The organism is Brevibacterium epidermidis NBRC 14811 (assembly GCF_001570805.1).
Classification (GTDB): domain Bacteria; phylum Actinomycetota; class Actinomycetes; order Actinomycetales; family Brevibacteriaceae; genus Brevibacterium; species Brevibacterium epidermidis.
Window position 1 is genome coordinate 520,411 of the sequence record NZ_BCSJ01000003.1, and the last position, 21,215, is coordinate 541,625.

At 65.6% G+C, this 21,215-nt stretch carries 18 protein-coding genes; 8 read left to right on the top strand and 10 right to left on the bottom strand.

The features are described 5' to 3' along the window. Positions 1 to 11 precede the first annotated feature (11 nt). A complete protein-coding gene (locus tag BEP01S_RS04000; protein WP_062240917.1) occupies positions 12 to 626 on the bottom strand; it encodes a GyrI-like domain-containing protein in 615 nt (204 codons plus the stop codon). 100 nt (positions 627 to 726) lie between these two features. On the opposite strand from BEP01S_RS04000, the gene BEP01S_RS04005 reads away from it, so the two are divergent. The 4 genes from BEP01S_RS04005 to BEP01S_RS04020 all read left to right on the top strand — a co-directional run bounded on the left by BEP01S_RS04005 (position 727) and on the right by BEP01S_RS04020 (position 4,803). Next, positions 727 to 1,455: a HEAT repeat domain-containing protein gene (locus BEP01S_RS04005; RefSeq protein ID WP_062240689.1), complete on the top strand. Its 729-nt coding sequence runs from the start codon at positions 727 to 729 to the stop codon at positions 1,453 to 1,455. Between the two features lie 140 nt (positions 1,456 to 1,595). Continuing rightward, the gene (locus BEP01S_RS04010) at positions 1,596 to 2,639 is read left to right on the top strand and encodes a MerR family transcriptional regulator (RefSeq protein WP_062240691.1); all 1,044 of its coding nucleotides are present in this window, start codon (positions 1,596 to 1,598) and stop codon (positions 2,637 to 2,639) included. Between the two features lie 91 nt (positions 2,640 to 2,730). Continuing rightward, positions 2,731 to 4,200, top strand: coding sequence for an LssY C-terminal domain-containing protein (locus BEP01S_RS04015; RefSeq protein WP_062240693.1), 1,470 nt, complete (start codon positions 2,731 to 2,733; stop codon positions 4,198 to 4,200). A 117-nt stretch (positions 4,201 to 4,317) separates the two neighbouring features. Next, positions 4,318 to 4,803, top strand: a complete 486-nt coding sequence (locus BEP01S_RS04020; RefSeq protein ID WP_083532503.1) for an SRPBCC family protein — start codon at positions 4,318 to 4,320, stop codon at positions 4,801 to 4,803. Positions 4,804 to 4,852: 49 nt separating this feature from the next. Here the strand turns inward: BEP01S_RS04020 and BEP01S_RS16995 are convergent, their stop codons facing one another. Further along, positions 4,853 to 5,422, bottom strand: a complete 570-nt coding sequence (locus BEP01S_RS16995; protein ID WP_176573034.1) for a MarR family winged helix-turn-helix transcriptional regulator — start codon at positions 5,420 to 5,422, stop codon at positions 4,853 to 4,855. Between the two features lie 85 nt (positions 5,423 to 5,507). Here BEP01S_RS16995 and BEP01S_RS04030 point away from each other — a divergent pair, with 85 nt between their 5' ends. Next, positions 5,508 to 6,341, top strand: a complete 834-nt coding sequence (locus tag BEP01S_RS04030) for a hypothetical protein (protein WP_062240695.1) — start codon at positions 5,508 to 5,510, stop codon at positions 6,339 to 6,341. A gap of 180 nt (positions 6,342 to 6,521) precedes the next feature. Here the strand turns inward: BEP01S_RS04030 and BEP01S_RS04035 are convergent, their stop codons facing one another. Further along, on the bottom strand, positions 6,522 to 8,453 hold the full coding sequence (locus tag BEP01S_RS04035; RefSeq protein ID WP_062240922.1) for an acetate--CoA ligase: 1,932 nt from the start codon (positions 8,451 to 8,453) through the stop codon (positions 6,522 to 6,524). 125 nt (positions 8,454 to 8,578) lie between these two features. Between BEP01S_RS04035 and BEP01S_RS04040 the strand changes: the two genes are divergently transcribed. After that, the gene (locus BEP01S_RS04040) at positions 8,579 to 9,913 is read left to right on the top strand and encodes a hypothetical protein (RefSeq protein ID WP_062240697.1); all 1,335 of its coding nucleotides are present in this window, start codon (positions 8,579 to 8,581) and stop codon (positions 9,911 to 9,913) included. A gap of 33 nt (positions 9,914 to 9,946) precedes the next feature. Here the strand turns inward: BEP01S_RS04040 and BEP01S_RS04045 are convergent, their stop codons facing one another. The 4 genes from BEP01S_RS04045 to BEP01S_RS04060 form a co-directional block, all read right to left on the bottom strand. Beyond that, entirely contained in the window at positions 9,947 to 10,912 is a 966-nt protein-coding gene (locus tag BEP01S_RS04045; RefSeq protein ID WP_039212004.1) for an NAD-dependent epimerase/dehydratase family protein, read from the bottom strand. A gap of 9 nt (positions 10,913 to 10,921) precedes the next feature. Further along, a complete protein-coding gene (locus BEP01S_RS04050; protein WP_062240699.1) occupies positions 10,922 to 13,681 on the bottom strand; it encodes an alpha/beta fold hydrolase in 2,760 nt (919 codons plus the stop codon). An 8-nt stretch (positions 13,682 to 13,689) separates the two neighbouring features. Beyond that, positions 13,690 to 14,718 (bottom strand): 3-oxoacyl-ACP synthase III, encoded by a 1,029-nt coding sequence (locus BEP01S_RS04055; protein WP_062240700.1) that lies wholly within the window; start codon positions 14,716 to 14,718, stop codon positions 13,690 to 13,692. A gap of 122 nt (positions 14,719 to 14,840) precedes the next feature. After that, positions 14,841 to 15,860 carry a hypothetical protein gene (locus BEP01S_RS04060; RefSeq protein WP_062240701.1) on the bottom strand — a complete coding sequence of 340 codons (1,020 nt, stop codon included), beginning with the start codon at positions 15,858 to 15,860 and terminating at the stop codon, positions 14,841 to 14,843. A gap of 208 nt (positions 15,861 to 16,068) precedes the next feature. On the opposite strand from BEP01S_RS04060, the gene BEP01S_RS04065 reads away from it, so the two are divergent. After that, entirely contained in the window at positions 16,069 to 16,872 is an 804-nt protein-coding gene (locus BEP01S_RS04065) for a 3-oxoacyl-ACP reductase (RefSeq protein ID WP_062240703.1), read from the top strand. A 51-nt stretch (positions 16,873 to 16,923) separates the two neighbouring features. Here the strand turns inward: BEP01S_RS04065 and BEP01S_RS04070 are convergent, their stop codons facing one another. The 3 genes from BEP01S_RS04070 to BEP01S_RS04080 form a co-directional block, all read right to left on the bottom strand. Then, positions 16,924 to 17,493 (bottom strand): dienelactone hydrolase family protein, encoded by a 570-nt coding sequence (locus BEP01S_RS04070; protein ID WP_062240706.1) that lies wholly within the window; start codon positions 17,491 to 17,493, stop codon positions 16,924 to 16,926. A 70-nt stretch (positions 17,494 to 17,563) separates the two neighbouring features. Next, complete coding sequence (locus BEP01S_RS04075; RefSeq protein ID WP_083532504.1) at positions 17,564 to 19,147, bottom strand: FMN-binding glutamate synthase family protein; 1,584 nt, start codon at positions 19,145 to 19,147, stop codon at positions 17,564 to 17,566. 92 nt (positions 19,148 to 19,239) lie between these two features. Further along, the gene (locus BEP01S_RS04080; protein ID WP_062240709.1) at positions 19,240 to 19,683 is read right to left on the bottom strand and encodes a TM2 domain-containing protein; all 444 of its coding nucleotides are present in this window, start codon (positions 19,681 to 19,683) and stop codon (positions 19,240 to 19,242) included. A gap of 179 nt (positions 19,684 to 19,862) precedes the next feature. Here BEP01S_RS04080 and BEP01S_RS04085 point away from each other — a divergent pair, with 179 nt between their 5' ends. Beyond that, positions 19,863 to 21,182 carry an MFS transporter gene (locus BEP01S_RS04085; protein WP_062240710.1) on the top strand — a complete coding sequence of 440 codons (1,320 nt, stop codon included), beginning with the start codon at positions 19,863 to 19,865 and terminating at the stop codon, positions 21,180 to 21,182. Positions 21,183 to 21,215: the final 33 nt, after the last annotated feature.

The following is a 21,215-nucleotide window of genomic DNA, read 5'->3' on the forward strand; positions in this document are numbered from 1 at the left end:
GCGAGGTCACTCTATGGGGTCACCGGCTGACGGAGGATCGTGCGCAGCTTCTCCGGCGCGGTGCGGCGAAAGTCGCTGAGGTAGATCTCGTGATGTTTCCCCGTCATCTTCATCCCCGCCTCGGGAATGACCTCGGTGTGCATGCGCTCGAGCACCGGTCCTTCGTCGTCGAAGGAACCGATATGGAGGGTCTGGACGCACGTTCCCTCCCGCAGCGTTTCGAACCGGATCTCGCCGAGGCGGGGCGCCGATCCCTTCGCCCGGACCGTGTCGACCACGCCGTCTACGTGTTCGCCGTCCAGCCAGTCCGGGACGAACAGCATGAGCGTGAAGTCCCACGCGGATTTGTCCCGGGCACTCGTGAACGTCGTCATGTCATCGGCCCACCACAGACCTTCGAGTGGCGGCACCACATAGTCGCGACCGAGTTCGAGCTTGCTGAAGAACTTCAGCCCATAGGCAAGCGGATAGAGGCTGGTCAGCGCCGATGCGAAATCGGGAGAGGTGTTCGGATCGCCGTGGCCGTCGATCATGAGGTACTGCGAGTCCGGCACCTCGATGAGACCGAACCGGCCCTGCTTCGCGCGGAAACCCGGCAGCGATCTCTTGAAATCGACCTTGTCTATACTTGGCTCCGCTCCAGGGGGGTGGGAATGAAAAGAGTCTATTCCCCTTGACCTTGACACGATGTCAAGGTCTTCACTGGGTGAGAAGGAGGTGGAGACCATGACATATCCACTCAATTACCACCAGACTCGCGAACCGGACCTCCAGGCCGGGACTGACCGCCGGACTGACACCGGCGATCGCATGATCGACGCACTGAGCGCGTCGAACCCGCAGCAGCGGCTGCAGGCGGCGATGGCGATCGGCACACGGGCGGAGCCCCGCGACCTCGACGTGCTCATCGCCCGTTGCCGCGTCGAACCGGACTTCTTCGTCCGCGACATGCTCACCTGGGCGCTGACCCGGCTGCCCGCCGACGACACTATTCCCCGCCTCATCGCCGAACTCGACTCGTCGCAGCCGCAGGCGATCAGCCAGTCCCTGCACACCCTGTCGAAGGTCGGCGACGCCCGTGCCTGGCCGGCAATGGACCCAGCCCGGATCGGCACTGCACTCATCGCGCATCCCGACACCGAGGTGGCTCGCAGTGCGTGGAGAGCCACAGTTGCACTTGTGCCCGGTGAGAATCGGGGAGAACTGGCATCAGCCCTGGTGACACAGTTGGGACGCGGTGATATCGAGATGCAGAAGAGCCTCAGTCGGGCAATCGTTGCCCTCGGCGAGGATCTCGTGTCAGTGGTCGATGAGAAGCTTCACGCAGAGGACGACACAGTGCGGGCTCACGTCATGGCGACCCGGGACATGTTCGATGACCCGGACGCCGGCTTCGCTCACGCCTTGGACGCAGCCAAGCGGGTGGTCGCACTGGGGTCCGAGACCACGGTCTAGATCGGTTCAGGGAAGGTCCGATCGTGCGTGTGTCGGCGGGTGGGGCAAGCCCGCCGGCACGCGACCGGAGTCTCGGATCCCTTCCTCCAACGAGCGGCGGCTGCGGCATAGAGTGAAAGGCAGCAGAGAAGAGGTGGCAATTGCTTATCGGCGAGGTGGCTCGGCGCTCCGGTGTGAGCGCCCGCATGCTGCGCCACTACGAATCACTCGGGCTTGTGGCGCCCAGCCAGCGGACGTCCGGCGGCTACCGTGAATACTCCGATGCCGATATCGGTCGCATCTTCCATATCGAGGGTCTGCGCAAACTCGGCATGTCACTGACCGAAGTCGGTCGGGTACTGTCCGAGCCTGACTTCGACCCCGGCAGCGTGCTCGAAGACCTCATCGACCAAACGCGTGAGCGGATCGCCGCAGAGCAGCGTCTGCTCGAGCACCTCCAGTCCGTTTCTCGACTCGGCCGGACCGATGGCGAATCGCTCCTAAACACCATCGACCTCATGCGCTCCCTCGAATCCGGCGACGTCATCCAAAGGCACAAGGCCGCACTCGGCAGCGGAGTCGACGGAGGCATGCCGGTCGAGACTCTGGCGCAGGCGGTCCTGCAGGAGACCGTGCTCAACGCGGCGGGGGCCATGCGGTGGGCGCTCGCCCAAGCCGGCGCCGAGGCAGTGCCGCATGTGGTCAAGGGAATGGACGACGAATCCGCCCAGGTGCGCCACAATGCACTGCTCGCTCTCGACGAGATCCGCAGAACCACACCGGATGAGAAACTCGACCCACGCTCGAAGTCGATGATCCGGCAGGCGCTGAGCCAGGCGCTCAATGATGCCGACCCAGAAATCCGCAGCATCGCCGCGCTCACCCTCGGCCGCTCAGGTGATGTGAAGGCCGTGCCCGTGCTGCTCGACATGGCGATGAGCGGACCGAAGGACATCGAGGCGGCAGAAACTCTCGGCTCAATAGTCGACGCGGCCGGACCGAATGCCGACATCAGCGAACAGATACTGACCGAACTGCACCGCCTTGCGGACTCGGATGATACGACGACGCGGTTCCGGGTGCTCCAGGTCCTCCTCGAAATCCCCGGCGAGCTCAGCGATGACTTCATCGCCGAACTCTCCGGCGACGACAGTCCAGAGCTCGCGGCGACGGCACGTGCTGCCCTTGAGCGCCGTCGACGGTGAACGCGAACGGATACGGACCGGCCGCCTCGGCGAGGGGATGTCGGGTCTTCCTCATTACGGGGGCTGAGAACGGGTCACTAAACTGGCCCTCATGACTTCGGGAGGGCCGACAGGCGGAACGGATGCGGCCGGTGGAGCAGTCGGCCAGAAACGACGGCTGAGGCAGCCGTTCGTCTATCGGCGACACCACTTCACGCCCACCGGAGTACTCGATTACCTGTTCTTCCTCTTCGCCGGTGCGGCTTCGACATGGCTGGCGCTGCTGATCCTGCTCAAAGGATTCAGCCTCGGCTGGTGGCAGGTGCTCACACTTCTCGTGTTCTGGGGAGTCGTGTCCTACCTTGCTCTGCCCAGACTGCATCGCATCCTGTCCCAGATCTATGTGCCGAACTACTTCATCGGCCGCACCCGCACCTCCGACGGTCTGCTCGGCGATCCGGTCAACCTCGCCTGGCGCGGTGAGGAAGCCCAGATCCACCACGCGATGCGCGAAGCTGGGTGGATCCTCGCTGACAGCATCACGCCCGCATCGACATGGGAGATCATCCGCTCGACGGTGACGAAGCGCAGCTACCCACAGGCCCCGGTGTCCCCGCTGCTGCTGTTCGGTCGACGTCAGGACTTCGCCTACCAGCAGGAAGTCGACGGCGATCCGGGACAGCGTCACCACGTGCGGTTCTGGAAATGCCCGAACGGATGGTTGCTGCCCGGTGGACACCACGCTGACTGGCTGGCCGCCGGAACCTACGACAAAGCCGTCGGCATCTCCCTGTTCACGCTCCAGTTCACCCACAAGATCGAAGAGAACACCGACGTCGAACGCGACCACATCGTCGACACCGTCACCGGCGTCAACGAAGCGATCTCGGTCGACCGGATCAAGGACTTCTCCACCGGATACCACTCCCGAAATGGCGGCGGCGACGCGATCGTCACGGACGGGCACCTGCCGATCGTCGACGTCAATGAGGTGGTCGCCGACGAAGCCGACCACCCAGAACGTTTGGAACTGGCCCTCGACGCCACCCGCATCTACTCCGAATCGCGCAGCGTGTCCGAAGTGACGAAGACGCTGTGGCGGCAACGCCCGCTGCAGACCGTCGTCGGGGCCGCTCTCGTGCTCATCCTGCTCCTCTTCCAAGCCTGGGATGTGATCAGCATGCTCCTCGACTGGAACGGGCTGAGGTCCGAAGTCGTCGGTTTTAGCTCGGACATCGCGACCGTCAGCGATGACACGGCCACCCGCATCGTCGCGGGAGTGCTCGTCGGCGTCAGTCTCCTCATCGGGTGTCTGCAGGTCATCGCCTCGACCTCGGTGTTCCGCGGCAGCAACCGGGCCAGACTGTGGATCCTCACTCTCTCGACGATCTCTGTGATCGTGTCGATGACGAACTACTTCACCGGCGACCGCGACCTGGCGACGAACATGTACGCGCTGACGACGATCGCGATGCAGGTGGCAGTGCTGTTGGCGCTGTCGAGCGACTCCTCCCGGATGTTCACCCGGTTCAGCACGGCGGCCCTGCGCGCCGAGCGCCAGGACCGCGCGCTCGAGGACTGAAGCGGCGGACCCGCGGGCCCGAAGGTTGGGGCGGCGGCCCGTGTATTCTGACCGTGTCCGATCCACTCCTCGCTTCGACCCGACGCCGGAGCTGGACCATCAACGAAGGCAGGACCCATGACCGACCAGACTCCCGACGCTTCCGTCTTCGACTCGATCGACCCGGTCCTCAAGGTCGTCACCGCCGAGATCGAGATCTCAGCCCCCGCCGAGGCGGTGTTCGAGCTCATCGCCGACCCGCAGCGGCAGCCCGAATGGGACGGAAACGACAACCTCGGCTCGGCCGCCGACGGTCAGCGAGTGCGTGGGACCGGCGATTCCTTCATCACGACCCTGACTAAGGGCGTGGACCGCGAGAACCACATCGTCGACTTCGCCGAGGGCAGGCTCATCGCCTGGATGCCCTCCGAAGTCGGGGGAGAGCCGTTCGGGCAGAAGTGGGTGTGGGAAATCGAACCGATCGGGGAGGACTCGGTCCTGGTGCGTCACGTCTACGACTGGACCGAGCTGCGCGATCCTCAGCGCCTGCCGCGGGCACAGTCGACGACGGCAGCCAATCTGCTCGCGTCACTCAAGCGACTCAAACAGCTCGCCGAGAGCTGAAGACAGGTTTCGGGCCGACCGCCGACTGACCGGAGTGGCACAGCGACACTCATTTAGGCCAGGCGTCGGCCAAGCGTGTGAGAAGCGATGCCAGCTGTGCGCGCTCGTCTTCGGAGAATGTGCTCAGTGCCTGATCGACGTTCTCACGCTGAGCGCCACGGAACCTGTTCGTGATCGCGCGACCTTTGTCCGTCAGCGCAATGAGAGTTCGCCGGGCATCATCCGGGTCTGCCTCGCGACGCAGAAAGCCGAGCTCGACACCTTGGGATACGAGCCGGGACGCGCGCGGCTGATCGACGCCGATCGCATCGCCGAGTGCGCTGACTCCCAGCGCCGTGCCCGCCTGGACGAGCGAGACGAGCAGGCGGATGAGCGCACGTCCCCGACCGTGCGCGGCGAACGGTCCACCGGGATGACGCTTGCCGCCGAAGGGGAAGTCGTCCGAATGCCGGCCGCCACCGAAGCCTCCGCGTTCACCGAAGCCCCCGCGCTCGCCCGGGCCGCCGTGCTCACCGAAACCGCCGAAGGGTCCGAATCCGCGCGGACCGCCGGGTCCGCGTCGCCACTGCAGGCGGGTGAGCGCCTCGGCGATCGCCTGAATGTCATCGTTCGTACTCATGATTCGATTTTACATGCCACTTGACATGCAATCTAATTGCATGTCATTCTGCATGTACATGTCAGATGACAACTAAGGAGATGACATGACTGAAAACAAAGACTTCAACGATGACAACGACGACTTCACCACTCCGAACTCTGACTCCGGCTCAACTGGTGCAGACGACCGGGAAGACTCACTGAACACCGACGAGAACACCAATGCGAGCGATGCCCCGCACCTCGATGCCGATTCCGGCGACGACAAGCGCGACGACTCCGACGCCGATCTTCCGCAGCTGCTGCGCGAGTTCAGCCACGTGCTGCGCCGCGAATTCCGCGGCGCCGCGGCCGACTCCGGATTCGACCCTCGAGACTTCGGACGCATGCGGCGAGGACGTCGCCGCTGGGACTCCGACGAGGTCGTCGCCGATGGCGCCGCCTACCCTGAAGAGCCGGTAACCTACGGGCCGCCGCGCGGCCGGGGCAGCTGGGGACCGTCGAAGAACATCGACCCCGAAGAGATGCGCCAGCGCTTCCGCGAAATGCGCGACGGAGTCGGCGACCGCATCGAAGAGGTGCTCACCTCCGAAGAGTTCGAGAACCTCAAAGCCTCGCTGTCGAAGATCGTTGAGAACTTCGGCCCCGAACGTTGTGGAGACGATTCGGACCGCCACGACGGACCGCACGATCATGACGATCACCGAGGCGGCCCTGACCGCCACGAAGCTCACGGTCAAGGCCACGGCGACCGTCGCCGCGGCGGAGGCCGCGGACGACGCGGATTCGGCCCGAACTTCGGTCCTGGCTTCGGACCCGGACGCCGCGGATTCGACCCCTTCGGTTGGGCCGATGAGCGCCGCAGCCGCGAGCAGGAAGTCCAAGAGGCCTTCGAGCGCGGATTCGCCGCGGGCTTCGAGCAGGGACGCAACTCATAACCGAATCGGCTGGTCCGCCTGCTCATTCAGCAGGCCGCAGCTAGCCGCCCATGACTGCGGTGCCGGCCCGCACATCCGCGCTGTCCATCAACAGAACGGCACCGTGAGAGATCGACGCGATCCGGTGCGAACCTCCACGGTTCGCCCGGATCGCGTCTGCGTGCTCGGGCCTCTGACTTCTCAGCTGCGGGAGAGCACGGCCCCGAGGTCATCGAGAACGCTGCGATCTTCGATCGTCGACGGCACAGCCGGATCGTTCTCGCCATCGGCGATCTGCCGCATCGTCTTGCGCAGGATCTTGCCCGACCGGGTCTTCGGCAGGCCCGAGACGATGTCGACGCGTTTGAACGCGGCGACCGGCCCGATCTCCTTGCGCACGAGCGCCACGAGTTCGTCGATGACGGTGTTCGGGTCGGCCGCCTCGGCGGAATCACCGAGCACGACGAGGGCACGGGGGATCTGCCCCTTCACGTCATCGTGGACACCGATGACAGCGGCCTCGGCCACGGCCGGGTGGGAGGCGACGACCGCCTCGATGATGCCGGTGGACAGACGGTGACCGGCGACGTTGATGACATCGTCGGTACGACCCATGACGAAGACGTAGCCGTCCTCATCGAGGTAGCCGGAATCGCCGGTGAGGTAGTAGCTGTCGAAGGCGGCCAGGTAAGAGGAGATGAACCGCTCGTCATCGCCCCACACCGTGGCCATGGTGCCCGGAGGCAGCGGCAGCTTGATGACGATGAGTCCTTCCTCTCCGGCAGGAACGGGCTTTCCGCCGGGGTCCACGATCTCGACCTGGAAGCCGGGATTCGGCTTCGTTGACGATCCCGCCTTGAGGGGGAACCGGGTCAGTCCCAAAGGATTCGCGGTGATCGGCCAGCCGGTCTCCGTCTGCCACCAGTTGTCGACGACGGGGATATCGCGTCCGGTCGCCTCGGCGAGGATCTTCGTCGTCCACTCGTAGGTGTCGGGATCGAGTCGTTCGCCGGCGAGGAATTCTGCGCGCAGACTCGACAGGTCGTACTTCTTCATCAGCTCACCGTTCGGATCTTCCTTGCGCACCACGCGCATGGCTGTCGGGGCGGTGAAGTGAACGTTGACTTTGTGCTGCTCGATGGCGCGGAAGAAGGCTCCGGCGTCGGGCGTGCCCACGGGTTTGCCTTCATAGAGCACCGAGGTGACGCCGGCCAGCAGAGGCGCGTAGATGATGTACGTGTGCCCGACGACCCACCCGACGTCGGACGCGGTGAACATCGTGTCGCCCGGCTGGAGACCGAAGACTGTCGGCATCGAGAAAGCGCTGGCCACTGCGTATCCGCCGGAATCGCGGACGATGCCCTTCGGCTTGCCGGTGGTGCCTGAGGTGTAGAGGACGTAGAGCTCGTCAGTGGCCTTCACGGTCACGGGGTCGATGCCTTCGGGGGACTGGTCGAGCAGCTCGGCGTAGTCGAGGTCGGTCTCGCCCAGTTCGCAGCGGTGTTCGTCGCGCTGGACGATGACGGTGAATTCCGGTTTGTTCGCAGCGATCTCGATGGCCTCATCGAGCATCGGTTTGTATTCGAGGACTCGGCTCTTCTCGACCCCACAGGAGGTGGAGATGACGGCCTTCGGTGCGGTGTCATCGATGCGCACGGCCAGTTCGTTCGGGGCGAAGCCGCCGAAGACGACCGAGTGGATTGCGCCGAGGCGGGCGCAGGCGAGCATGGCCACGGCCGCCTCGGGGATCATCGGCATGTAGATGACGACTCGATCGCCCTTGGTCACGCCCTTGTCCGACAGTGCGCGAGCGAAGCGGGAGACCTCATCGAGGAGTTCTGCGTATGTGATCGAACGGACGGTGTTCGTGACCGGCGAGTCGTAGATGATGGCGGCCTGATCGCCGCGGCCGTTCGCGACATGGCGGTCGATCGCGTTGAAGCAGACGTTGAGCTCGCCGTCGGGGAACCAGCGATAGATCGGCGCATTCGAATCGTCGACGGCTTTCGTCGGTTCGGTGACCCAGTCGATATGGCTCTTGGCCTGCTCGAGCCAGAATCCCTCGGGATCCTCGGCGATGCGGGTCACGACCTCGTCGTAGTTGGCTGCGGAGTTCTCGGTGGTGGTATTCATGAAACTATTGTGACGCATGGCACAGCCCTGTGAAGAGGTGGGGTGCACATCTTCTGGAGATCGCTGTCGGCATGAAAGTCGACCCATTTCCCTGAACTCGGACCAGGAGAGGGCACAATGGGGATATGAGATTCCTGGTTGCACTGATCCTCGGCCTGGCCGTCATGTTCGGTCTGAACGCCATCTTCGACTTCTTTGCGATGGCGCGACCGTGGGGTTCGATCCTCATGGGCGTCATCGTCGGACTGACCATGCTCGTCGTCCTGCTCATCTGGGAGGCCGTGCGCCCGACCCAGACGAAGGGCGAATCGGCGAAGGCCAAGGCGAAGGCGCAGAAAAGCGAAGACGAGAGGGCGAAGGCCCGTGCCGAACGTCGTGCGCGACTCGCCGCCGAGGCGGGAGTGAGCCTCGAAGGCATCGACGGTGCCCTGCCGGGATCGACCGCCCAAACCGATGAGTCGACCTCCACCGATGAGAAGGCCGCCGATGGTGAGGCGGCCCCCGGGGCCGACGGTGAGACGGCCCTAGAGAGTGAGTCGGAGGAGGCGGCTCCCGCCGAGGGGACATCTCTCGAGAGTGAAGACACTGACCAGGCTGGTGACCGCGCCGATGGGGAGTCTGCCGCCGCAGACGCCGAGGCGACTCCCGGCTCGACCGCTGAGGAGAATACTCCCGAAAGCGATGCAGCCGATAAGGCGACCGAGGACGCAGCCGAGCAGAACGGGGAAACGGAATCGTCCCTGGAATCGGACGGAACCGGAGATGACGTCACTTCACAGGATGAGGGACAGCCCACCGATGCGGGCCAGTCTGAGGCAGCGACATCGAAGGATGCAGCGGCACCGAGCGAAGCGGCAAAATCTGATGGGGACACGACCGATGCCACTGAGCCGGAGAAGCCCGAGTTGCTGGTGAAGCCTGCGCAGCACGAAGAACCAGTGAAGCCCGCCGCACCCGCTGTGCCAGTACAGACGGCAGAACCGTCGAAGCCCGCTGAGAAGCCGGCCTCGCAGGTAGAGGACTCGTCGGAGCTGCCTCCGCCTCCGCCGATGCCGCCAGCGTTCCCCTCTCAGCCCACCGACGCTCCGCAGGCCGGTGCCGCCGATGCGAAGAACGCCGACATGTCCTCGGCTCCGTCGCTGAATCAGGACGAAGCCGGGGACAGTGCCAGCGCAAGTGGCTCCGCTCAGTCATCCGACCCGGATCTCGAAGGACAGGCCGATGATCCGGCGACGCTCGACCCGGAGGAATTCGACGAATCCGCCAGCGGCTCCTCGCTCGAGGCACCGCCGACCGGCGAGCCCGGAATGTCGGCCGACGCACTCTCCGGCAAGTTGCCGGAAGAAGCCGATGAGTCAGCCGACACGGCCGGAGAAGAACCTGACGACGACGCCGACGATGCTGAGGCTCCTGAACGCGAGGGTCCCTCAGCCGAGGAGAACAACCAGTACCGGCTCTGAGCCGGAGATATTGCCCTGAGTCGGTGAATACGCTCAGGCGTAGTGTGCGGCGAGGATCCGCATGCCCTCTTCGATGCTGACGCGGGGAGTCCAGCCGAGGACTTCCTGCGTCCGCCGCTGATCGAACCAATGCGCGGTCGACAGCTGTTCCGCCAGGAACCTGGTCAACGGCGGTTCGTCGTCGTGCTCTCCGAGCTCCCACACCTTCTCGACCACGGTTCCGGCAGCCAGCGCCGGTGACACCGGAATGCGCAGCTTCGGCTCCGACGCACCGCCGGCGATCGCGATCCGCGACATCAGTTCGCCGATGGGTCGCGGCTGCCCGTTCGTCACCACCAGCGCCTCACCATGAGTGGAATCGACCGCGGTGACTGCTGCGACGATCGCCTCAACAGCATTGTCGACGAACAGGGTATCGACGAGGGCGGCTCCTGAACCGAGCACGGGCATCCGGCCCGCACGAGCACGATCGATGACCCGCTCCGTGAGCTGAGTGTCACCCGGACCCCACATGAGGTGGGGGCGCAGGACGAGCACCCGGAAATCAGGCGAATCGGCGCCAAGAGCAATCCGCTCACCGGCGCCCTTCGTCCGTGCATACTCACCGCGGGCGAACTCCGGAGAAGCTGGTTCGGCACCGTCGCCGATGATCGACTCACCGGTGTGGGCCACCGAGGGTGACGAGATGTGGACGAGACGCTGCACGCCGGCGGCCTGTGCCGCATCGACGAGGGTGCGAGTGCCGCCGATGTTCACGGCCTCGAATTCCTTGGGATCGCCCATCATGGAGACCTTCGCGGCCAAGTGCACGACCGCCTCGGCGCCGGTGACGGCCTTCCCGACGGCGGCCGCATCGGTCACCGAACCCAGCACATCGGTGGCGCCGTCGACCCCCGAAGGGCGACGCTGCAGGGTCGTGACCTCGTGACCGGCGGCCACGAGCGCACGTGCGACGGACGAACCGAGCAGCCCGGAGGCTCCGGTGACGGTGATTCTCACTTCAGCTCCTCAGACGCTTCCACGCACCGGCCCACCGGCCAGGACGCTGTCGGCCCAGGTGGCGAGGCGGGAACGGTCGATCTTCGAATTGTGGCGGATGTCGGTGGGGAATTCGGGCGCCACGAGCACCGCGGTCAGATCATGGCCGCCGGCCTCGGCGACCTTCTCCCGCAGACGCGCAGACAGGTCCAGGGGCGCCAGACCGGGTGAGAGTGAGGTGCCTTCGGCATCGAGCACTGCCACGAGAGCCTGGGTGCCGACGGGTCCGATGCCGACGACGGAGCTGCGGCTGACCTGCTCGTCGGAGTCGATGAGTGCTTCGAGCCCGCCGGGTCCGACCGGTCCGCGCGGCGTCGTCACGACATGCTGCAGGCGTCCTTCGAGCCACACGCGACCGGCGTCATCGATATGGCCGATGTCGTTCGTCCGGTGCCAGGTCAGACCGTGCAGGTCATCGCGGGCCGAATCCGCAGTGGTGCGCCACAGGTTGTCGTAGCCGGACTTGATATGGGCTGCGCTGACGACGAATTCACCGAGGCGGCCCTGCGCGGTCTCGCCCTGCAGCAGCTCATCGGAGGACTCGCCGGACTCATCGATGGGCGCCAACGCGAGTTCGACGCCGTCGATCGGCTGCCCCACGCACACGCCGAGATCACCGGTGGCGTCGGCGGCGGCCACACCGTCACGGTCGATATCGGTGAGCAGGAGCCCCTCGGTCATGCCGTAGGGGGAGTGGATGGACGCGTTCGGGAACACCTCGGCGATGGCGTCCATGAGCTCCAAGGGCACGGGCGCACCCGCGGAGAGTACGAGCTGGACTCCGGCGCACGCTGCCCGCTGCTGCTCGTCGAGCTCCGAGGCGGTCGCAGCGACGTTCAAGTACGCCGCCGGGGAAGCGAAGACCATGGTCGCCCGTCCGGCGATGATCGCATCGGCGATCGCCGTGGCCGTGAGCGTCTTCGGTTTCGTCACCGACATGTCAGGTGTCACCGAGGTGGCCCCGATGGCCGGTCCCAACAAAGCAAACGGTGGGAAGCCGGCCACCAGGCCGGTGCCCTCAGTGACGTTGAAGGTCCTGGTCAGCACGGCCGCCAGCGAGGAGATGTCCGCATGCGTATAGCGCACACCCTTCGCCGGTCCGGTCGACCCGGAGGTGAAGAGGATCGCCGCATCGGCATCCGGTGCCGGTGACGGCAGCTCGTCGCGGTGCGGTGTGCGCGAGAGCTCGGTCAGGCTCGTCTCCGTCTTGAACAGGCGGGAGCGCACGGGGCCGAGCGGACGCACGGAGATCCGTCGTCCCGGCCAGCCGAAGGCGCGTGCCAGGGTGAGTCCGGGCAGTTCGCCGATGATCCACTGCGGATCGGCCGAGGTGATCGCCCGGGTCATCCCCTTCGGGCCGAGTCCGGCATCGGCGACGACGGCGACCGCGCCGATCTTCAGACACGCATAGAGCGCGGCGGTGAGATTGTTGCCCGGAGGCACGAGCATGGACACCCGATCCCCGGGCTTCACGCCGAGGTCGAGCAGTCCGTTCGCAATCGATGTGGTGACGTGCCACAGGTGGCGCCACGTGATCTGCTGCGCCGGGTTCTGCGCGAAGTCGACCGACGCGATCGATTCGTCGTCGCGGCGTGCATCGAGGATCGCCGCCACCGCGCGGACGTCCGCAGCGCTGCCGGAACTTGATCCCTGCGCCGAGGCAGCCGTGCCCGAACGCGCGGACGATCCCTTCGCGGGGGCCGCTTCGGCGGGGGTGTTCGCAGTCTCGGGCGAATCGAACTGGGCGCTCAGCCAGTCGAGGACGAGACCGGGAACGTCGTGGTCTTCGCTGACGAGGTGGGACGCGGTTTCGAACCGGTGCACATCGGCCTGCGGCAGGCGCTGGCGCAGATCCCGCAGATAGCGTTCGAGGAACACCGGATCCTTCGGGCCCCAGACGAGCAGCGCGGGCTTGTCGAAGGCGGCGATGTCCCTGCCGATGCGCTGGAGTTCAGGATCCGAAGCATGAGTGTCATCGACGGGGATGTCGGCGACGAAGTTGCCGATCGCCCACCGGTCCTCTGCCTTGCGATACGGGGCGTGGAAGGCATCTTTGGTCTCGGCGTCGAGATCGCCGAGGCTCAAGGTCACGCGCAGGAACCAGTCCGTGAGCACGGTGGCCGTCGGCAGCATGGGGCCAGCCAGAGTTGCGCGCAGCGGAGCGGGCACCGGGGCGTCTTCAGGCTGGTGGACGGCCGTGTTGAGGCTGATGGCCGCGGCAACACGGTCGGTGTTTCGGGCCGCCCAGCCGAGTGAGAGGACTCCGCCCCAGTCGTGACCGATCGTCACGATCGGGTGGGTGTCAGACCCGGTGGCGGCCACCTCGGCGAACAGATCGGAGACGACGGCATCGAAATCGGCGATGCGATCGGCGATGCGACGCACCTCGGGGGATTTCGGGGTGGGCATCGCGGAATGGGGCAGTCGTTCGGAGAAGCCCATCTCGAGCTGGTCGGGGGCGACGAGCCGCCAGGCGCGGGCGCCCGACTGTGCGGCATCGACGGTGGCGCGGGCCAGCCGACGCCACAGATACGACCAGGTGGGGTTGCCGTGGAGTGCGACGATCGTGCCCGTCGGCTCCACACCGGCGGCGGTCAGGGCGGGCAGTGTGTCGAGCACATGGAACTCATGCGTCCCGTCGGAGGTTCGCGCCTCGACGATTCGGGACCAGGCGGGGTCCCACTCGGGCAGCTGCGGGGGAATCGTGGCCGGCCGTGCAGGATATTTCATGAAGGTTTCTACCACTCGATCTCGGTCATGGCGGTGTTGAGGCCGGAGCCGACGCCCATACACAGGATGCGGTCGCCGGGTTTGAGGTTCTCGGCCTCACGGGACAGGGTGATGGGCAGGGAGGCGGGGCCGACGTTGCCCAGTTCCGGGTAGCTCACGGGGATTCGGTCGGGGTCGAGGTTCGCGGCCTTCGTGATCGAATTCGTGTGCACATCGGAGACCTGGTGCATGACGTAGCGGTCCATCTCCCGCCAGTCCCAACCGGTCTCGTGGGCTTCCTCCCACGCGGCGACGACGAGTTCCATGCCGCCGGAGAGCAGACCCTTCGTGTCGGTGAACATTCCGTTGTGGTCGCCGACGCAGAGTTCGTGATGCTGGGTGGCCGCACGGGTGATCCCGCCGAGGATGCGGTGGCCCTCCGGATGTTTGTCGGCCGGTCCGAGGACGGCGGCGGCAGCGCCGGAGCCCAGCGTCAGGGACGCGAATTCGTTGAGGTACTCCTCGCGAGTGATTTCCGGGCGGTTGAGGCGGCGCAGCGTTGCGTCTTGGACTCGGGAGGCGTCTTCGCCGGCGACGATGAGGGCGTATTCGATCTGCCCGGCGTCGATCATGTTCGCGGCCAGAGTCATTCCGTTGACGAATCCGAGGCAGGCGTTGGCGATGTCGAAGTTCATCGCCTGCGGGCCGAGTCCGATGCCGGCGTGGACGCCGACGGCCACGGACGGTTCCAGGTGTTCACGGGTGACTGAGGTGTTGACCATCAGTCCGATGGCGTCGGGAGGGACACCCGCCTCGGCGAGGGCCTTCTTTCCGGCCGCGATCGCACCATCGGCGAAGTGGTGGGGCTCATCCCAGTTGCGGCGGGCGTAGACGCCGGCGACGCGTTGGAGCAGACCCTGCGGCAGTTTGAGGGATGACAGCGTATCGGCGAGGCGGTCGTCGAATTCCTGTGAGGTCACTTCGTTCGGGGCCAGCGTCTCGGTCAGGCCGAGCAGGGCCACGTTCGAGTGCCGAAATGTTGCGTTGCCGTTCGCCAATTGAGGTTCTCATCCCTTTTCGGGTCGTTCGTCAGTATCGATATTGGCCGCAGAGGCGCGCGTGACGCGTCACGACGGAGGAATTCCGGACCTATCTTACCGCCCGGTTTCTGAGATGTTCATCAGCGTGTGAACCACGTGAAGCCGTCATAGAGCAATCCTGTGGCGGCGAGCACGGCGATGACGGCCAGAACCAGCGAGGTCACAGTGTGTGAGACCTTCGAGGTCTGGAAGCGCACGGCACGCGAATATGACATGGGCCGATCGGTGACGTTGTGGCCGAACTGGGCGAAGATCCGCCAGTCCATGACGTCGATGAGCGACTTAGCCGCGAGGGTGAACACGATGATGCATCCGATGCCCATGAACAGCAGGAACATGAAGCCGAGGAAGCCGAAGTCCTTGAAGAATGTCACCACCCGATCGCCGATGGCCACGGCGAAGGCGGAGAAGCCGTCGCTGAAGGGCAGGGCGTCGAACGAGTCGGTGATCGTGGACAGGCTGATGTTGTCCCGCACAGTCTGGACGGACCCGATGTACATGAAGATCGCAGCGGCCAGGGCGACGAGCAGGTTGATGATCGAGATCGTCGCATTGTCCGGCCAGAAGTCCAGGTGCTTGATCGTATAGGTCGCCGAAAGCGCGACGCAGATGATCGCGCCCGTGAGCGCGCCGATGGTGGCCGGCAGCAGCAGGTTGTTGAAGAACACGAAGGCGACGACGGCGATGAGAGCGGCGCCGAGGATGTAGGTGAAGACTGCAACGGTGTCGCCGTTGGCCGCGGTGGCGGCCCGCCGGTTGGCCTCGATCATCTGGCCGGAGTGCTGGATGTTGCCGGCGAGTTCGTTCTTCGTGGCCCGGGGCAGATCGGCGTCGACGTCGTCATAGCCCTGCGCATTGCTGGGAAGGACACGGGTCTCGTCTTCACTGCTCCACGGGCGACCGGACTGGTTGTACCCGGACTGGCCGTAGGGGTTCTGGCCAAAGCCGCCCTGAGTCTGCGGGTAGCCGCCCTGAGCGCCTGATCCGGCGCTGGGGTTCCGCGGCTGCCATCGGCCGATCTTCGCTCCGATGAAGTAGATGACGAAGACGACGAGAGCCGCGAGGACTCCGATGGAGATGCCGGCGCCGAGCTCGTTCATAAGGGTGACTTCCTGGGGATGGACAACGGTGGTCTTCTTTTCAGTCTATGGACTCATGCCGCTCAGAGCACGTTTCGTGCCGCATCTGCATGCGGTTCGGACCCCTTTTCTTCGCCCTGGCGGCCGTCGAACACGATGTCCGAGGTTCGTGGGTATGGTGGGATCAGGCCTGCGAGATTCGGCCACCGACGTCCGAAGGAGACACGCGATGAGCAACCCACAGGCATTCACCTCCGAGGCACTGCCTCTCGATGAGCAGGTCGTGCTCGTCACCGGGTCCGGACGCGGCCTGGGCGCTGCGATCGCGAAGGCCTTCGCTCCGGAGGGTTCGGCGCTGGTGATCAATTACCGGTACTCGGCCGAGACCGCAGAAGAGCTCGCCGAGGCGGTCCGCGCTCGCGGGGGACGTGCAGTGGCCGTCGAGGCCGATGTCACCGACTCCCGCGCCGTCGATGCCATGTTCGAAACCGCGGCTGCCGAGTTCGGGGCGCCCGTGTCCACAGTGGTCAACAATGCGCTCGCCGACTTCTCGTTCAACGGCGATGAGCGCCAGCCGGCCGACGAGATCGACTATTCGGACTTCGCTGATCAGTTCCGCGGCTCGGTCGAAGGAGCGGTCAACACCATCCAGGCCGCGATGCACGGCTTCCGCGAGCTCGGTTCCGGCCGCGTCATCAACATCGGCACGAACCTGTTCCAGGACCCGGTCGTGCCGTACCACGACTACACGGCGGGCAAAGCAGCTCTGCTGTCGCTGACCAGGACATTCGCGAAGGACCTCGGGCCCGCCGGGGTGCGAGTGAACATGGTCTCCGGCGGTCTGCTGCGCACCACGGATGCGTCGTCGGCGACACCCGAGGAGGTCTTCGACCAGATTGCCACCGCCAGTGCACTGCGACGGGTGACGACTCCGGAGGAATTCGCCTCGGCGGTAGTGTTCTTCGCCTCTCCTGCTTCGCGTGCGGTCACCGGCCAGAACCTCATCGTCGACAACGGCCTCGTCATGGGGTGACGTCGCCTGCCAGCAGGCGCCGGGGTCCCGTGCTCTTGAGGCGGCTATCGCTCAGAAGCGGTCGAGGAAGGCCAAGGCCCGTTCGTACAGCAGTTCGGCGCTGTCCTCGCGGTAGTCCGGGACGGTCGGGTCGCTGAACAGATGAGTGCTTCCCGGGTAGAGGAAGTACTCTGCCTGCGCGCCGGCCTTCGTCGCGGATTCCATCAGGTTCTCGATCGTGCCCGGACTGCGCCAGGAGTCATCGACGGTGAAATGAGCCTGCACCGGGACTCCGGCCTGCCAGCGCGTGGGCTTCGGGAAACCGCCGCCGTGGAAGAGCAGGACTCCGCGAGCCCGCGGATCGTTCTTGCCCATCTGCTGCGCGAGTGCCGCTCCCAACGAGAATCCGCCGAAGACGAGGTCATCGCCGAGGTCCTCGCAGGCCTCCTTCACTCGGTCCACGAGGGTCGAGAACCCGACCTCCTGGGAGTGGGCGACTCCCGGTTCGGCGGCGTCGAAGGTCCTGCCCGCGTAGACGTCGGGAGTGTGGACGGCATATCCGGCCAGAGCGAAGCGCTCGGCGATGGCGTCCATCCCGGACGTCCGACCCAGTGCCGAGTGGAGAAGGACAAGAGTGGTCATGCGCAATCCTTTCGCAAGGGACCTCGGGGCCGGCGTCGAGCCGCCGGCCCCGAGTGTTCGTCTCGACGGGTCAGCGGCTGTGCCCGCGCGGAATGGTGAAGGTGTCGGCGCTGGCCGTGGCCCAGTCGTCTGACCAGGAGGAGGGGGTGTCGTCGAGGAGCTCCCCGGGCTTCAGCCAGTCGTAGATGCGGGCATAGGACCAGGATTCGGAGGCCGAGACATTGCGTCGCAGCATCGTCGGCTCCAGCTCTTCCGGTGCGGCCGCACCCATCGATGCCATGAGGCGGAGCGCCTCGGCGACGACTCCTTCGTGATAGTTGCGCACACGATCGGCCTTGGAGGGCACGTCGATGGCGCGCGCCCGCCGCGGATCCTGTGTGGCGACGCCGACGGGGCATTTGCCCGTGTGGCAGGCCTGGGCCTGGATGCAGCCGACGGCCATCATCATCGCCCGCGCCGAGTTCGTGAAGTCGGCACCCTGGATGAGGCGCTTGACGATGTCGGTGCCCGTGGCGATCTTGCCCGATGCGCCGATCTTGATCTTCTTGCGCAGCCCTGCGCCGACGAGCGCGTTGTGGACGATCATCAGCCCCTGAGTCAGCGGCAGACCGACATTGTCCTCGAACTCCAATGGTGCAGCGCCCGTGCCGCCCTCAGAGCCGTCGACGATGATGAAGTCCGGCAGGATCTGGGTCTCCACCATGGCTTTGACGATCGAGAGGAACTCCGTGCGCGAACCCACGCACAGTTTGAAGCCGGCGGGCTTGCCGCCGGAGAGCTCACGCATCTGCCGGATGAACTCGAGCAGCTCGATCGGAGTCGAGAACACCGTGTGTCCGGGAGGGCTGATGCAGGTCTGGCCGACGGGGATGCCGCGGATCTCGGAGATCTCCTCGGTGACCTTCGGCCCGGGCAGCACACCGCCGATGCCCGGCTTCGCACCCTGGGAGAGCTTGAGCGAGACCATCTTCACCTGCGGATCCTGCGCCTTCTCGGCGAAGATCTCGGGGGAGAAATCTCCTTCGGGGGTGCGGGCACCGAAGTATCCGGTGCCGAGCTCCCAAATGAGGTCGCCGCCGTGCTCACGGTGATACGGCGAGATGGACCCCTCACCGGTGTCGTGGGCGAATCCGCCCAGCGCCGCACCCTTGTTCAGCGCCCGGATGGCGTTGTTGCTCAGCGAGCCGAAGCTCATCGCCGAGACGTTGAGCAGCGAGATGTCGTAGGGCTGTGTGCATTCGTCACCGCCGATGCGCACGCGCGGTGGCCGGGGCGGATTGGGGATCGGCATATTCGAGTGCATGAGCGCCTCGTAGCCGGTGCGGTCGACATCGTGCTCGGTGCCGAAGGCGTGTTCGGAGTGGGTGCCTTTTGCGCGTTCGTAGATGGTGGTGCGGGTGTCGCGACTGAACGGGCGCCCGTCCCAGTTGCGTTCGATGAAGTACTGCTGGATCTCCGGCCGGATCGATTCCAGCAGGAACCGGGCGTGCCCGGCGATCGGATAGTTGCGCAGGATCGAGTGCTTCTTCTGCGTGAGATCCCACGCGGCGAGTGCGCCGAGCCCGATCGCCGAGGCGGCCGCGGCCACTCCTGCGAACTGCTTGCCTGCCGAGTCGCCGGTGACCATCCTGCCAAAGGGGAATTGCCGTTTCATAGTGCCTCCTTGAACTGTCCTCACCTCGAGCCTAGACCGGGGAGGCGAAGATTTCAGGAAAGGCGGACCTCAACCTTGGAAAGGCGGGCGGATCAGAACAGTCCGCTGAGCAGCGTCGTGACCATTTCGTCGACCTGCAGCGAGTAGGCGACGATGAGGGTGAACCCGGTGGCGATCCACGCGATCTCCTTGTCCTGGGCATAACCGCGCAGCGGATCCCGCCCATAGCGCAGACCGCCGGCCAGAACGATGCCGAGATCGATGATCCACCAGATCCCCAACCCGCCGAGGCTGAGCAGCTTGAGTGCGCCCGTGAAGTACCGGCCGGTATAGAACCGATCAAGGCCGAGGACGCCGAAGAGCATCGACAGCAGCCATGTGACGACAAAGGAGCGATTGGCGGCGGCTTTCGTGTCCTGCCCGTCGAGCGGGGCGAGAGATTCGAGGGGCGAGGCGGGGACGCCGGGGGAGGGCGCCGCAGGATTGTGCGAAGCGGGAGCGTCGCTGAGTGCGGGAATCTCGCTGGTCGCCGTCATCGCTGGGTACTTCCATTCGGTGCTTGTCGAACTTCTGGTCTTCAGCCTAAAAGGCGCGGGACCGCCTCGGCGATGGGGTTATCCTCCATATCCCGGGAACCCCGCGGTGGCGGGACTTACACGGTCCGGGACCCGGAATCGTTTGAGCAGACGCTCTCGGCAGGCATAGCGTTGGGCTCATGAGCACAGGTGAGCCGAGTCTGACGAGCACTCGGCGTACCGTCGCTGCGGTCTTCCTCGCGGGGATCGCCGTCTTCCTCGTCCTCTACGAGACTCAAGGTCTGCTGCCGGCGATCCGGGATGCCTACGGAATCGACGGTCCGACGGCGAGCCTCACCGTGTCCGCGACGAACGTGGCCATGGCCTGCTTCCTCATCCCGTTCTCCATGCTCGCCCCGCGCATCGGCCACGCAAGGCAGATCGGTGCGGGAGTGATCGTTGCGGCGATCCTCGCGCTCATCCTTCCCTTCACTCCGACCCCGGAGCTGCTCATCGTCGTCCGGTTCCTCCAGGGCGTGGCGATCGCCTCGGTGCCGGCCACGGCCATGGCCTACTTGTCCCTGCGGCTGCCGCCCGCCGCTCTGCCCGGAGCCATCGGCGTCTACATCGCCGGCAATACGATCGGCGGACTGTGCTCGCGACTGCTCACCGGGCTGGCCTCCGAATTCCTCGGCTGGCACGGCGGCCTCGCGTTCACCGCGGTCGTGTCACTGATCTTCGGCCTCATCGTCGTCTGGCTGCTGCGCCACGACCTCTTCTCCACCGCCCGCAGCAGGGCCGTCGTTGACACTGACACGGTCGATTCGAATCCGACCGACACGGATCCCACTCTCACCGAGGCGGCCGATCCTTCCGACGGCAACGATGCCGTCCCAGCCGGCGACAAGACCGACGATGGTGGGGCTGGGAGTGCACAGCCGCCTCGGCGAGCGATTCCGCTGCGCGGGGGATTGTGGCGGATCTACCTCACTGGGTTCCTGTGCATGATCGTCTTCGGCGGATCATTCACGATGCTCGGCACCCGCCTGCAGCAGGACCCATGGCGACTGAGCGAGGGCGCGGTCGCACTGTTCTTCCTCATCTACCTCGTCGGCACCGTCGTCACGACGTATTACGGCCGCTTGGCCACGAAGTTCTCACGCACTCGGATCACCTTGGCCGGAATGGTCATCGCGCTCGCCGGTGCGGGTCTGACCCTCGTCGATTCGCTCGTGGTCATCATCATCGGCATGTCACTGCTCACCGCCGGCTTCTTCCTCGGCCATACGGGAGCCTCCGCGGCGGCCAGCGCCGCCCGGCCGGGAGTCGACTCGACCCGGTCCTCTGCCATCTATCTCACCGTCTACTACCTCGGTACGAGCCTCGGCGCCTGGCTCTCGGCAGTCCTCTTCTCCGACTTCGCCTGGCCCGGCGTCGTCGGCATGTGCGCGGCGTCGCTCATCGCCGTGTTGGTCTTGACGCTGACGGGAGCTCCGATAGGGTTCAGGAAACGCAACTGATCGCTCGTTCAGGGTTGCCGGCGCCTGCGCCGG